The organism is Desulfitobacterium chlororespirans DSM 11544 (assembly GCF_900143285.1).
Lineage (GTDB): Bacteria > Bacillota > Desulfitobacteriia > Desulfitobacteriales > Desulfitobacteriaceae > Desulfitobacterium > Desulfitobacterium chlororespirans.
This window is the reverse complement of sequence record NZ_FRDN01000004.1, coordinates 604,896-619,384: the sequence shown is the minus strand read 5'-3', so window position 1 is coordinate 619,384 and position 14,489 is coordinate 604,896. Positions and strand designations below refer to the sequence as shown.

10 protein-coding genes are annotated in these 14,489 nt (G+C 47.2%); 6 read left to right on the top strand and 4 right to left on the bottom strand.

Annotated features, from left to right (window positions below; all coding sequences use genetic code 11):
- Positions 1–2: 2 nt before the first annotated feature.
- A complete protein-coding gene (locus BUA14_RS05700; RefSeq protein ID WP_072771682.1) occupies positions 3–620 on the bottom strand; it encodes a TetR/AcrR family transcriptional regulator in 618 nt (205 codons plus the stop codon).
- Positions 621–1,124: 504 nt separating this feature from the next.
- On the opposite strand from BUA14_RS05700, the gene BUA14_RS05695 reads away from it, so the two are divergent.
- Complete coding sequence (locus tag BUA14_RS05695; protein ID WP_242954564.1) at positions 1,125–2,699, top strand: FAD-dependent oxidoreductase; 1,575 nt, start codon at positions 1,125–1,127, stop codon at positions 2,697–2,699.
- Between the two features lie 175 nt (positions 2,700–2,874).
- Here BUA14_RS05695 and BUA14_RS05690 read toward each other — a convergent pair whose 3' ends face one another.
- From BUA14_RS05690 to BUA14_RS05680, 3 genes are read right to left on the bottom strand one after another with little or no spacing between them, the layout of a single operon-like run.
- Positions 2,875–4,116 carry a PucR family transcriptional regulator gene (locus BUA14_RS05690; RefSeq protein ID WP_072771681.1) on the bottom strand — a complete coding sequence of 414 codons (1,242 nt, stop codon included), beginning with the start codon at positions 4,114–4,116 and terminating at the stop codon, positions 2,875–2,877.
- Entirely contained in the window at positions 4,103–4,708 is a 606-nt protein-coding gene (locus BUA14_RS05685) for a 4Fe-4S dicluster domain-containing protein (RefSeq protein ID WP_072771680.1), read from the bottom strand. The genes BUA14_RS05690 and BUA14_RS05685 overlap by 14 nt, the downstream gene beginning before the upstream one ends.
- A 4-nt stretch (positions 4,709–4,712) precedes the next feature.
- On the bottom strand, positions 4,713–6,779 hold the full coding sequence (locus tag BUA14_RS05680) for a molybdopterin-dependent oxidoreductase (protein WP_072771679.1): 2,067 nt from the start codon (positions 6,777–6,779) through the stop codon (positions 4,713–4,715).
- 309 nt (positions 6,780–7,088) lie between these two features.
- Between BUA14_RS05680 and BUA14_RS05670 the strand changes: the two genes are divergently transcribed.
- The 5 genes from BUA14_RS05670 to BUA14_RS05650 all read left to right on the top strand — a co-directional run bounded on the left by BUA14_RS05670 (position 7,089) and on the right by BUA14_RS05650 (position 14,472).
- Positions 7,089–9,458: a molybdopterin-dependent oxidoreductase gene (locus tag BUA14_RS05670; protein ID WP_072771677.1), complete on the top strand. Its 2,370-nt coding sequence runs from the start codon at positions 7,089–7,091 to the stop codon at positions 9,456–9,458.
- A 13-nt stretch (positions 9,459–9,471) separates the two neighbouring features.
- Positions 9,472–10,092: a 4Fe-4S dicluster domain-containing protein gene (locus BUA14_RS05665; RefSeq protein ID WP_072771676.1), complete on the top strand. Its 621-nt coding sequence runs from the start codon at positions 9,472–9,474 to the stop codon at positions 10,090–10,092.
- Between the two features lie 17 nt (positions 10,093–10,109).
- Positions 10,110–11,315, top strand: a complete 1,206-nt coding sequence (nrfD, locus tag BUA14_RS05660) for an NrfD/PsrC family molybdoenzyme membrane anchor subunit (RefSeq protein ID WP_072771675.1) — start codon at positions 10,110–10,112, stop codon at positions 11,313–11,315.
- Positions 11,316–11,365: 50 nt separating this feature from the next.
- Entirely contained in the window at positions 11,366–12,055 is a 690-nt protein-coding gene (locus BUA14_RS05655) for a TorD/DmsD family molecular chaperone (protein ID WP_072771674.1), read from the top strand.
- Positions 12,056–12,267: 212 nt separating this feature from the next.
- Positions 12,268–14,472, top strand: a complete 2,205-nt coding sequence (locus tag BUA14_RS05650; protein WP_072771673.1) for a molybdopterin-dependent oxidoreductase — start codon at positions 12,268–12,270, stop codon at positions 14,470–14,472.
- Positions 14,473–14,489: the final 17 nt, after the last annotated feature.

Sequence of the window (14,489 nt, the reverse complement as noted above, 5' to 3'; positions counted from 1 at the left end):
CCTCACTTTTGTGTGCAGTTCTCTAAGCCAAGACCTTTGCTGTGATAAGCGTAAAGGGTATCGACCATCTCTTCCGGAGATGTCTCAAGCTGAAAGACATTCCAGTAACGGACGCTCTGGTAGGTACCGTAAATAAAGCTTACTGCGGCGAGTTCCGTATTTTGAGGGCTGAATTCCCCCTTCTCAACGGCCTCGTCAAGTACGGCTTTAAACCAGCGGGCGAACTTTTGCAGGGAATCGTCACGCTTGATTTTTAGATTGCTCATGGTTCGATTGGCAAGAAAAAACTGTGCTTCTGTACAGTCGGGCAGAGCAGACAATACGATGGTTTCGATTACTTTCTGGATGATTTCCTTAAGGCTTGCAGCACCGTCGACAGCCCGTTCCAAATGCCGGAGAGATTCATTGTTGATGCGGGAGTATACTTCTTCATAAATGTCTTCTTTGCTGGGGAAATAAAAGTACATTGACCCCACAGATACCTCCGCCGCCTGACAAATGTCCTGAATTGAGGTGTTTTCGAAGCCCTTTAGGGCAAATAATTTTAAAGCAGTATCGAGAATATGATGTTTCTTGGCATCCTTTTTCTCCTGAACATGTTTAGGTGTTTTATACGCCATTCTCATCAGCTCCAAGTGTAGAATGATATTCGATACTTCAAAGATAGCACTTTTTTAAGATTAGGTAAAGGATAAAAATATTCCCGCAGCACGGCGGACAGACTGATGAAAACCTACCGGTTCAAATGTTGCAGCGCTGCATCATTTGGATTGCATACGGTAAAGATGCAAAATGCTTGCCGTCCCTGGCAAAAGGTTCATTTTATGTATTTATCTGAAAAAGTATCTAAATAAAATTCATAATTCACTAATAAACAACAATATCTCCATACTAAAATGTCAAACCCCTTAAAAGACTGAGAAATAACTAAGGGAAAAGAAAAATAAAGTACAAATTTGTTTCTTGACGCATGATTCTTAAAGAATTACTATGCAAATGTGAGATATCATTTCGCTATCTGAACTTTCTAAACACCCTTGACAGCAGTGGCCAGGCCTATGATTGTGAAAGAGATATCTATCCTATTTGTGTGGAAAGCTTTAGGGAAAAGGAAGGGATTGAAAATGTCTGACACCAAGAAAGAAACGGAAAGCAAGAGATTTTCCAGAAGAGATTTTATCAGAAACACCGGACTTCTGGCCGGAAGCGCCGCTCTTGGAGCCACCTTCTTGACGGGCTGCAACTCTGAGCCCGCCTCGGCCGGCAATAATGGCGCCCCGTCGCAATCCTGGGATCATGAGACAGATGTGGTCGTTATCGGTTTCGGTGCAGGGGGAGCAGCCACTGCCATCACTGCTGCCGATGGAGGGGCTAAGGTCCTTCTGATTGAAAAGGCAGCCCAAGGAGAGGAAGGGGGAAATACCAAGTATTCCGGCCAAGGCATTATGGGCACGGACAATGCCGATGAGCTGTTTAAGTATGTGAAAGCCATGAGCGGCCTGTTCACCCACACCATTTCCGATGAGCTCATACGGGCTTTCGCCGATGGCGCTAAGGAAAATCGTGAGTGGCTGATCAGCCTTGGGGCAGATGCTGATGTACTGGATAAAGGAATGGGCGGATCAGGCAAGCCGTGGATTTGGAATGAATATCCGGAATTGCCCGGCAGCGACCATTGCATCTGCTGGCTGGTCAGCGGCAAAAACTTCGACGGTGCCTTCTATAAACTGCTCCATGATAATGTGGATAAGCGGGCTGACAAGATCGAGGTCTGGTATGATTCACCCGGCTCTCATCTGATTCAGGACCCTGAGACCAGGACGATTTTGGGCGTTCAGGTTGTTAAAAGCGGCAAAGTCCTTAATGTGCGGGCCAAAAACGGTGTGGTGCTGGCTTGCGGCGGTTTTGAGAATAATGAAGAGATGCTGGCCAACTTTACTCAGCAACCCTACTTTTACCCTTATGGAGCCCTTTATAATACTGGGGATGGGATAAAAATGGCCCAGGAGGTTAAAGCCAAGCTTTGGCATATGAGCAACTGCGCCGGCTGGTTGTGGGGATTCATGCCCCCTGACGCCAAGCGCTGTAAAACGGTAAGCCCCCAGAAAGGCATTATGGTCGGACCCAATGCCAGACGCTTTATGAATGAAGCGCAGACCAACCGCCACGGCAGGATCAATATTGGCGGACGTTGGGTGAACATGCCGGTTCCCCTGCCTACCTGGTATATTGTGGACAGCACCCAGGTTGCCGCCAACAAACTGGTCAGTTCATTCAGTGCCGGCAATGCGGAGGAAATCGCCAAAGGCTGGATTATCAAGGCCGACACGGTGGAAGATCTGGCTAAGGCTTGCCAATTGGATGCCAAAACCCTTCAAGAGACCTTGGCTGAATGGAATGCCAGCTGCACCAAGGGAGCCGACGCCCTGTTCGGCCGCAGCGGAGCCTCACTGCTTCCGGTGGCCGCCGCTCCTTATTACGCTATGAAGCTGGGTCCCACCATGTATAATACTCAGGGCGGGCCGGAAAGAAACAGCAAAGCAGAAGTCCTTGACCTGGATGGAAATCCCATCCCCCACCTGTATAGCTGCGGTGAGTGCGGCGCCATGTGGCCTGATATGTACAATGGCGGAGGCAATCTAGGTGAAGCATCCGTCTTTGGCAGGATTGCCGGCAAAAACACAGCAGCTCCACAATAAGCATCAGTATCTTCAAGACCTGCCCGTCTTATCAAATCATTGACAATGGTTGGATATATTGCAGATACTTGATGCAGGAACTCGTGAAAAAAGAGGATATAGTAACCTATCCTGATCAAAACCAGATCTTTATAAGGAATAAAGATCTGGTTTTCAATATTAATGATTGGTTAGGTTAATCATCTTTCCCCAAGTTTAATACTTGTAAGGCAATATAGACATTGACCATATGATCGACTCGGCGCAGGTCGAAGCCTGTTACCTGTTCGATTTTTTTAATGCGGTTGCGCAGGGTATTTTCATGAACGTAGAGAGCTTTAGAACATTCGGCAATCTGACATTTATACTCGATAAATACCCTGAGGCTGTCCAGCAATCCTGTATTTTCAGCCTGGTCGTATTCAAGCAGAGGACCGAGAACCCGTTGGCTGAATTCCTCCAGCTCCCTGGCCGGCTGGGTAAAGATAAATTTAAGAAACCCCATCTCTTCAAAGTAGCAAACGTTTTTATGATCAAAGACTTTTCCTAATTCCCAGGCGACCTTGGCTTCCTGATAGCTTTTATATAAATCAGTGATGGAAGGGACTCCTGAGCCTATTCCTATACCGATGGAGGAACGGTCTTTTCCGTGGTCAGCAAGCCGATCGAGAAAGCTGTTAATAAAATTATTCAAGGCAGTTTTAAGCTTTACCTTTTTTAGCCCATTAATATTGAGGATAATCACCAATTGCAGGTTGATATAAGCGCTAATCGGTGAGGAGTGGTTAAATAAGCGGGGCAAAATTTCCCGGGCCGTTTTAAAATCCCGATCCGGCAAGTCAATAACCAGGGCAAGCAGGGAGCCTTGTAAATTCCACCCCCAGGACTTGGCTTTTTCATGGATGGCTGCTTTCGAATCATAATTATTGTAAAGGATATCGCGAATGAAATCATCCCGGTATTGTTCTTGTCTTAAGCTGACTTCACTGCTGTTTTTCAGGCAGAGAAGCAAGGGCATAGAGGCATCGAAGATAGTTTCCTTGTCTTCTGCAGACAGGGATTTCAGCTTTAGTGAATCGGCAGCGGGGTAGGTTTCCAGAACAAAAATATAGCCCAAGCAATAGTCTCCGGCCAGCAAGGGCAAATAAACAAAGGGGAAAACCTGACCATTTAAAGTAAATTGGGCATGATGCAAACTATGCTCAGAGCGGCTTAGAAAATCCGCTTCATTGGTTTTTACAGGGGGAACACATAAGAACTCATCTAAATCAAGATTGAGATTATGGGGATCATGGAAGACCAGGACGCGGTGGACTGAATTGGTAAGCAGCACCGGCCGGTTAAGGATTTGAGATAAGCGCCAGATTAAATGAGGCAACCCTTTACCTTGAGCAAGATCTTGAATGAGCTGATAGAATAGGCCGTCAGGATGAGTCATTACTGCCACCTTCCTTCATCATAGTATGGTTGGGGAGCTGTAAGCCGACTTGCTTCCCTATTTTGAGCGGGTGATAGCGGGCCGCCGGCCGGGTAACCTGAATCCGGGGGATTCCGGGGAGGATCTTAAGCAAAAGGTGCTCATGATGTTCCAAGGGATCGAAGAGTTTTAAAGCTTCGACTGGACAGGCCCCTATGCAGAAAGGTTCTTCACCTTCTTCCAATTTATCGAAGCATAAATCGCATTTGATGACCTTTCCGGTATCAGGGAGGAGCACGGGAGCTTCGAAAGGACAGCTGCGTATACAGGTGCCACAGCCCTTGCATTTTCCTTCGTCGAATACGACAATGCCGTCTCGCCGTTTACGGTAGGCGTGATTAGGGCATAAACGAAAACATTCAGGATTGAGACAATGATTGCAGGATGAAGAAAGATAGTATTTGAGGAGATGCCCTTCCATTGCCAATTCAATGGCAGTTACTTTGCGCAGAGTAATACCTGGCGGCAGGTTATGGTTGACTGAGCATGCCGTCTGGCAGGAACGGCAGCCGAGACAACGGTTTGGATTGAAAACAAAACCTTTTTGATTCATTTCGCTACCCCATCTTGACCAAATTGACAAAACAATTGTTATAAGCAATACCAGGGCTTCCTGAGAAGATTTTTCCCAGATCGGTACTTTCAAAACGAAGCAGGGTATTGATTAGTTTGTTATGGATATCTTCCATCCCCATATAAGTGAGCACGATATCAGGTGGGAGGCTGAGGGAGAAGGAAACGGGCAATTCCAGTTCACCCATTTCATTATAGACTTTCGCCAGATCCCCTTCGGCCAGGTTCTTTTGCCGGCCGGTATCAGGATGAATGAGGAGTAAAGGGAGGTTTTCTAAGCGACGCAATAGATCGATAGAGTAAAACTGAGAGTTCATAGTGATAGGAGAGCGGGAAACCATTAAGCGCAAAGGATAGGAACGTGATGAGACAGGCTGGTCAACAGGAATGGGCAAGGGAGGCGTTTGATGGCAGGCGGCTGTAAAGGAGAAAAATTCATAGAGCCCGGAGGCCGTAGGAAATTGACGATCCTGCCAGGGGACAGCAGGCAGGTTTACCCGGGCGGGGTGATGGGCCAGTTCGCGGTAGTCAGTGATGCCCAGAAAATCATTGAGTGAAGTAAATTCCTGGGTCAGCCATGTCCGGGCATCTCCGTGCAAGGGAAAAGAGCTTAAACCCGGCTTGAGCTGATCAAGCACGGAGGCCAGCCCCTGCATTATTGCAAAATCCGACTTGCTTTCTCCTAAAGGGGGAATGGCTTGCTGGTTAATCGCCGCACCATAATGCCAAAATGAAATAACCACATCTTCAAATTCAAAAGGAGAAGAAACAGGCAGCACATAATCAGCCATCCGGGCGGTGGCAGAGAGAGTTTGCTCAGCGACAACCACAGTATCAATAGTTTTCATGGCCTGGATAATTTGTGCCGAGTCGGGGTCTTGGGCCACCGGGTTTCGCCCGGCAACCCACAGGAATTTTAAAGGAGGATCAAGGGTATCCAGATGAGTATACCAATCGGTCCCCAGAATTCGATTGTCAGTTTTACTTTCAGATAAACGCTGCCTTGCTCCATAAGGCAAACGAAGCTGACCGTACTTACCGGCATGGAGTAACTGTTCATAGGAAGTATAATGCACATTGCCGCCGGAAATACCGATGTTGCCGGTTAAGGCGGCCAGGCAGTCAATTATTCTGGCGTTTTGTCCGCCGGAGGGACCCCGTTGAATGCCAGGCCCCAACCTGATCGTAGCAGGTTTGATGGTACCATACAAACGTGCCAGCTCGTACAGTTCGGTGAGGGGAATACCCGTAGAAGATGAAACCTGATTGAGATCGACGGTTTCCAAATAATCACGGTATTCAGGCCAGCCGAAGGTGAAGTTATTTAAAAACCCATGGTCGATCAGATTTTCCTCAACTAAGATCTTGGCCAGCCCCAAAGCCAGATCGCCATCTGCTCCCGGGCGTATCTGATAATAAATATCGCTGCGGGCAGCTGTAGAGGTGAAGATGGGATCGATCACAACAACGATGGCTCCTTGGTCCTGAGCTTCAAAAATATAACGCATCTGGTGGATGGCCGTCCAGGCCGGATTCCCCCCCCAAATGAGAATGAGCCGGGAGTTCTGCATATCTTCAGGAAGGGGTTTTTTTAGAGCACCATAATTCAGAATAAAAGCGTCGGTCCCGGCAGATACACAGGGATTGCCCATAAGGGCGGTGATCGGCCCCAAGGAGCTGAAAAAACCTTCTACACTCTGGCTTAAAAGGCCGGTAGTTCCCAAGAATTTATTCATACTGACCGGCAATAAGCTGCCATAGTCTTGCGCTATTCCAACCAGTTTGTTGCCAATTTCCAGGAAAGCCTGTTCCCAGGAAATCCTCTGCCAATTTCCACTCCCTTTTCCTTGCTGCTTAAGGGGATAAAGAACCCGGTCGGGAGAATAGACAAGCTCTTTCAGTGCATAGCCTTTGGCACAGATTTTCCCCCGGGTATAGGGATCCCGGGGATCACCTTTTATGTTGATAATCCGACTGTCGGCGACATCGGTCAGGAGGCGGCATGAGGCGGGACAATCAGCAGTGCAGACATTGCAGTAGGTCTGAGCCATCTTATTGATACCTCCATTTATTTGGGGAAGATATTGAAAATTCACCTCATTCTATCAGAATTTGCTGGCGAATTCACCCTTTCAGAAGCCAAGAATGTGATAATGTGATTTATCACAATGCGGATACCTTTAAAATATCAATTTCCACACAGGTTGTAACGAGGGGAGAATTAACGAGGGAGCTACTGTGCTTTTTACAAATAAAAGAGGCAATTCATGGATTTTCCTACAGAAGAGAAAGAAAGTATAAAAACGAAATAGCTTTAGCGAAAGTTTTAATACTTAATACCGAAAAGAAAGGAAAATCATATGAACATTTCGAGACGTAACTTCATTAAGGGCGGTGCAGTTGGAACAGCAGCACTGGGATTGTCCGGCAGCTTGCTCTTTGCCGACAGATGGCTGCGCCCCGCCACTGCGGCAAGCGATTCTGAAGAAAGGATAGCCTATACGTACCACCCTCCGGGCTGTGGTGGCCGATGTGCGTATAAATGCACAGTGCGGGACGGCAAGCTGGTAAAGATTGAACCGAATGATTGGCCGGATCACCGGTATTCCGTGCTCTGTACACGTGGGCTGAGCGAACTGCAGCGGGTGTATAGCCCTGACCGTCTCCAAACTCCTTTGAAAAGAGTAGGGGAAAGGGGGGAAGGCAGATTTGTTCCCATCTCCTGGGATGAGGCTATTACAACGGTTGCCGACAAATTTAAAGAATTGCACAGCCAATATGGAGGCAAATCCATTTTGAAAATGATTTCGGCAAATCAGGAATATGCAATGCCGCTTTTATCATCCTTGTTAGGAATGCCAATTGCCCTCGAAACTTCGATTGATACCGGAATAGCCAGTGGATATGAGGAAGTAACAGGCACAGCACCTTTTGGTTATTCTCATCATGAGATTACAGACCTGGTCAATTCCAAGACGATCATTATGATAGGCGTCAATATTTTTGAAACGACGGTAACTGATTCCCAATTCGTTTTTGAAGCGAAGGAAGCAGGCGCCAAACTTATTGTCATAGACCCCAATTACAGTACTACAGCGTCAAAAGCCGATCAATGGATTCCGATCAAGCCTGGTTCCGATCCGGCTCTGCTTCTGGGTATGATTAACCTTATCCTTGCCAATGGCTGGTATCAAGCCGACTTCCTGCAGAAGAATACGTCTGCGCCGTTCTTAATCAGAGCGGATAATCAAAAATTGCTAAGGCAAAACGACTCTGCCGACGGGCCTGATCAGAATCCGTTCATGGTGTGGGATGAGGTTAGCGATTCGCTGCAGCCTTATAACGCCGCTGGAATTCAACCTAAATTGGAAGGAGAATTCACTGTCGGCGGGATGCAGATCAAGACTGTATTCTCTGCATTAAAGGAACAAACAAGGCAATACACACCGGCCTGGGCTGCTGAGACTACAGAAATACCGGAACAGACCATCATAGACTTAACCCGGCAATATGCTACAGGCGGTCCGGCACGTCTGGCCTGGGGCTTTGGCGGCGCAGAGAAGATTTCCAATAGTGATATTTTCGGGCATGCCGGAGCTATCCTCGGGGCCCTGACCGGTAATTTCGGGCGAACAGGCGGCGGTGTGGGCAATTGCCTATTCCATAGAATCAGCTGGGCATATGTTACACCGCTTGCCCCATGGCCGTTGCCGCCTCAGTTCAAGACCGGTGTAATGGAAATGCCTACTGCCCTCATGCGTTCTCGTCCGAATTCTGTAAAAGCCGTTCTCAACCTTGGGAACAGCTTCCAGCAGCATTTTCCTAATTTCCATCAAGCCGAAAAATGGTTCAAAGAACAATTAGAATTTATAGTTACGGTCGATGTATGGGACAATCTCAGCGTAGCTTACTCCGATATTGTACTGCCTATCGGCAGCTGTTTTGAGAGTAACTATGAGATCACTCGCTTCCAATTGAACAGAAATCATGCTCTTCTTTCCGAAAAAGTAATCGAACCCCTCTTTGCAAGCAAGAGCGATTTTGAGATCGAACAGTTATTGGCTGCCAGATTAGGATTTGCAGAATACATGCCCAAAACTCCGGAAGATTATATAAGAGCCCAGCTGAGTTCTCCCCATCCTTTCCTGGAAGGAATCACGATCGAAACGCTTAAAGCAAATCATTTCATTATGCGTTTGAATTGCCCGACAGAACCTTATATAGCTTCCAAGGATCAGATATATAAGACGCCATCTACTAAACTGGAGATTTACAATGAAAAAATGATCGAATTCGACCAAGCTTTACCGGCCTATGAAGAACCTGCGGAAATGAACTCTGAGTTAAGGCAAAAGTATCCGCTGCAATTTGCTCAGTATCGTTCCCGGTTCCATGTTCATTCCCAGTTCATGAGAGTTTCCTGGATTAGGCAGTTTTGCCCTGAGCCAAGGCTGGAACTCAACCCCTTTGACGCCAAGAGCAGGGGATTGGCAAATGGAGACCTCGTTGAGGTGTTCAATGACCGGGGTAAATTGAAAGCCCGCTGCAAGATTATGGATGATCTGCGGCCAGGGGCAGTCAGGATGGAAGAAGGCTGGTGGTCTAAAGATATGCCTGAAGGAGATATGAATAATGTAATCAATGATGCCTTTAATCCCCGTGGATTTAAGCGAAAATACGGACCGATCTTTCCGTTTTATGATACTTTGGTTGAAGTGAAGAAAGCTTAGGGGGTGAAGAAAGATGGCAAAAAAATTAGGCATGGTGATTGATTCAAAACGCTGCACGGGATGCACAACATGTGCAAACGCGTGCAAGATGCAGAATAATGTCCCCATGGGTATGTTATGGAACCGTGTGCTCACAGAAGGCGGGGAAGAGTATGATACCAGCGCAGGAGTATACCCAAATTTGCAAAAGAGCTTCCTCCCGATTGCCTGCCAGCATTGCGAAAATGCAGCGTGTGTTAAGGTTTGTCCGGTAGGTGCTACTTACAAAGATGAGCTGGGCAGGGTAGTGATTAATTACGACAGATGCATTGGCTGCCGCTTCTGCATGGCTGCCTGCCCCTATAATGCCCGGGTATTTAACTGGGAGGAACCGGTGCGTGACCCTGGCTTTAATTATGGGGATAAAGACGTGCCGATTCGTAAAGTAGGTGTCATGGAAAAATGCTCAATGTGCAAGGAACGTACCGACACAGGATTAGAACCCATGTGCGTAAAGTGTTGCCCGACCAGAGCTCGGAAATTCGGTGATTTGAATGATCCGGAAAGTGAAGTTTCCCGTTTGATTCGGGAGAGGAATGGACAGCAACTTTTATCGGAAAAAGGGACGAAGCCGCAAGTATATTATTTGGGCTAGAAGGAAGGTGTAATGTGATGGATAAAAAGGGAAACCTAACTATCGGAATGGTTGTCTTGGGGCTGTTAACCCTTATGGGGTTAGGAGCTTGGGCTTTCCAGCTGGCCAATGGACTTGGGGTAACAGGAATGAATAATGTTGTTTCCTGGGGATCCTATATCGCCATGTTCATGCTCTTTGTGGGTCTTTCCGCCGGGGGTCTGATTGTGTCTTCTTCGGCAACGGTATTCAATATTCCGTCCTTTAAAGTTGTAGCGAAACCGGCGGTCATTCTTTCTACGGTCTGTATTATTATCGCCGGAGCGTTTATTATTGTGGATCTTGGCAGCCCATGGCGGATTTACAATTTAATCCTGCATCCTCAATTCCGTTCTCCTTTGATGTGGGATGTTGTGGTCATCACCTTGTACCTGGCGCTGAATCTGGTCTACCTCTATTTCATGAGCCGATCGGAGCCCGATGAAAGGAAGTTAAAGATTATTTCCAGAATCGCCCTGCCGACGGCAGTGCTGGTCCACTCCGTCACAGCTTGGATTTTTGGTTTGCAGATAGCCCGTGCAGGCTGGCACAGTGCTCTGATGGCACCTCTATTCGTTGCCTCGGCCTTGGATTCCGGACTGGCGTTATTGATTATCGCCTTGTTGGCCTTGAACAGGTTAAAAATGTTTGAAGTTGAGAAAAAACTGATTGGGACGTTAGCCGGCCTCCTCGTTACCTGTGTGGTCGTTGATGCTTTTTTCGTCTTCTCGGAAGTTCTGACGATGCTTTATCCGGGAGAAGAGTCGGCCATGGTGGTATTAAGGGAAATGACCAGCGGGTTAGCTGCTCCGTTTTTCTGGGGGGAAATCATTCTTGGCTTTATCCTGCCCTTTATGATTCTGGTATTTAAGAAGAACAGAGAGAATACGAATTATGTTATGTTTGCTTCGGTAATCGTGATTTTAGGAGTATTTTGCAAACGCGTCTGGCTGCTGTTTTCCTCGTTTATCCATCCTAATGTTCAAGGGGCTCCCGGTGTTACCTATGGGAAATTTACTGAAACTATGGGGGATATGTGGTCCCTTCAGGGCAGTTATGCGCCAACCTGGGTTGAATTAGCCATCATCATCGGCATGCTGTCCATGGGTGCCTTGCTCTTCACCTACCTCAGCAACCGGTTCCTTTCAGGAAGCACCGACTTCATACCGATGGTGAAGCCAGGACAAGCAGCGGAGAACAAATAACCTGTTGAAGGGAAGGAAGAGAAAATGGTCAGAAAGGAGGAGGGTTGGTCATGATGTATACCTGGCCTGAAGTTTGGAAGTTGCGAACCGAGCTGTATAAGTTTCTGGGCAATTGCCTGTTGGAGCCCCTCTCAGCATCAACGACGAAGACCTTTGAGGGAAAGGTATGGGAAAGTTTCCCTTTAGAGCCGGCTAATCGGCAGATGGAGTCCGGATTGGGGCAACTAAGAAAGTGTACGGAAGGTCTTAAGATTATGGCGCCAAATGAAGCCCGGCAAGAAGTTATGGTGGAATACACCATCCTCTTTTTGGGGCCTGGCCGGCCTAAAGCCCCGCCGTGGGAGTCCGTGTATCGGACGGAAGGGCAGCTGCTGTTTTCAAGAACAACGTATGAAGTCAGAAAAATCCTTGCGGACAACGGCTTGGAAATGGTAGAGAAAAATCACCAGCCTGAAGATCATATTGGGATTGAATTGCTTGCCTTAGCTCTTATGAGTGAGAATGTGCAGGATGTACAGGAATGGAAGGAGCAAAAGACGAGAATTGGCCGGCAGGCCTCCTTTATAGATGAGCACTTGCTTTCCTGGATTCCCGGGCTTTGCAAGGATGCGAAACAAAATGGCAGTGTAGGCTACTATGGGGGATTGATCGAACTGATTTGGGGAATTCTCCTCTGGGATCGTGAACTCTTGCAGGAGTTTTTGACTCAGGGCGAGGACTTAGCCGGCATTTTAGTATAGGCATCTGAACTAACGCGGCATATAGGGGAGTAATGGTTTCTCTATATGCCGCAATCTATGCTAACTCAAAACATGGAGAAAGGGATAATGTGTATTTTCACAACGAATCCCCCCGATATTTGGAGTTAATGACATAGGCCATTGTTAAGAAATTAACGAATTAATGAGTCGAATAAAGTTCAAAGTTGTTTTGTTAAAAAGGAGGTACTTAAATGACGGATGCAAAGGATAGCCAAGGGTTTAGCCGCCGCAGTTTCTTAAAGGGTTCAACAGCTTTGGGTCTAAGTATGGGGTTATTTGGCCTGACTGCATGTACGGACAAAAATTCGGGCAGCAAGAGTGTAATCGGTGTTCAGACCGGAGAAAAAACCTTGACCACCCATACCTGTCCCCGCAACTGCTATGATACCTGTTCTTTGATTGGGGAGAAGGTTGATGGGCGGATCGTCAGGATTGTCGGCGACCCTAAGAATCCCATAACCGCAGGGACACCTTGTGTCAAGGGGCAAACCCACATCAATGTGCTTTATCATCCTGATCGTATTTTGCATCCCCTGAAGCGTGCCGGTAAAAAAGGGGAAGGAAAATGGGAAAAGATTACCTGGAATGAAGCCTATGCTACGATCGTCCAAAAACTTAAGGAAGCCATCGACCAATATGGTTCAGAATCGATCATGCCCTATAATTTTTCGGGGACCATCGGGTTTGTTCATCAGCATGGTGTTCCCTGGCGGTTTTTCAATAAGATCGGAGCGACCAATATCACCAGAACGGTATGCAATACCGGTGGCAAGGCGGCGCTGCCCTACACTTATGGCGATTTCTCATCCATCGATCCGGAAACCTTTGCTAAAACAAAGTGCTATGTTACCTGGGGAACCAATGAATCCTACACCAATGTCCATTCCGTGAAATTCATTCAACAAGCGCGGGATAATGGGGCCAAACTCATTGTGGTTAATCCCCATCGCCATCCCCTGGCCTCCCAAGCGGATTTATTTATTCAGCTTAAACCGGGAACCGATGCCGCCTTTGCTCTGGGTGTCCAGCATATCATCATCAATGAGAACCTTTATGACAAGGACTTTGTGGAAAACTATACGATGGGTTTCGAGGAACTTAAAAAACAAGTCCAGAACTATCCGCCCAGCAAGGTGGCTCAACTATGTGAAGTTACCGAAGAGGGAATAAGGGAATTTGTGAAGATGTATACCCAGGCTAAGCCCTCGATCATTAGAATGGGCTTTGGTTTTGAAAGGCGGACCCATGGCGGGGGGATGGTCAGAGCCATTTCGTTTCTTCCTGCCCTGATGGGAGTTGTCGGTGTCGAGGGTGGGGGATTCAGCTATGTTAACTACAATCATTATCCTTTTGACAACAGTTACACGAAACGTCCGGACTTAGCCCCCCGCAAGATGCGGACCATTAATATGAATGAATTAGGCAAGGCGATTGCCGGAGAGCTTCCCACCACGAAGGAGAATCCGGTGAAAGTATTGATCTGCTTCGGCGGCAATCCGATTCCTTCGGCTCCCAATGTGAACTTGATCAAGAAAGGATTGGCGAGAGAAGATTTATTCACAGTGGTTCACGAAGTATTTATGACGGATACGGCGGACTATGCCGATATTATCCTTCCCGCTGCTCATTTTATTGAATTTGAGGACGTTATTGCCGATTACCTCGGTTGGTATGTCCGCTACAGCGAACAAGGGCTGGAGCCCATGGGAGAATCCAAATCCAATGTGCAGATGTTTAATGAGCTGGCCAAACACATGGGGTTCACTGATGAATGCTTCAATGAAACATCCACCGATATCATTAAGAAGGGGATTCTGGACAAGCCCATCTTTAAAGACATTACCTATGAGAATCTGAGGAAAAATCACTGGATTAAGGTGGATTTCGGGAATGTTTTCAGTGATCGCAAATTTAAGACGCCCTCGGGGAAAATCGAATTTTACTCTGAGAATATCACCAAAGCAGGATTGCATCCGGTGGCGGAGTATCTGCCGGAAGAGGAGAGTCAGGACGGTTCTCCGGCCTTATTTTCAAAATATCCCATTAATCTCTTGACCCCGGCTTCACCCCAATTGCTGAGCTCACAATGGCATAATGTCCCCTATATCCAGGAAAATCTGGGTGAGCCTTTTGTCACGGTCAATGCCAAGGACGCCGAAGACAGGGGAATTAAAGATGGTGATTATTGTCTGATTCAAAATGACAGGGGGCAGGTCAAGCTGAAAGCGAAGGTCAGCAATAGTGCAGTTAAAGCAGGCGTGGCGGTGAGCTTCAAGAGCTATTGGAATAAGTATACGGATGGCAACACGATCAATAGTTTAGCTCCCGATGCGATTGGCGATTTAGACGGAATCTCCACCTATAATACAAATTTAGTGCAAATCACGAAAGCTTGATTGATGTGAAAGGAGTC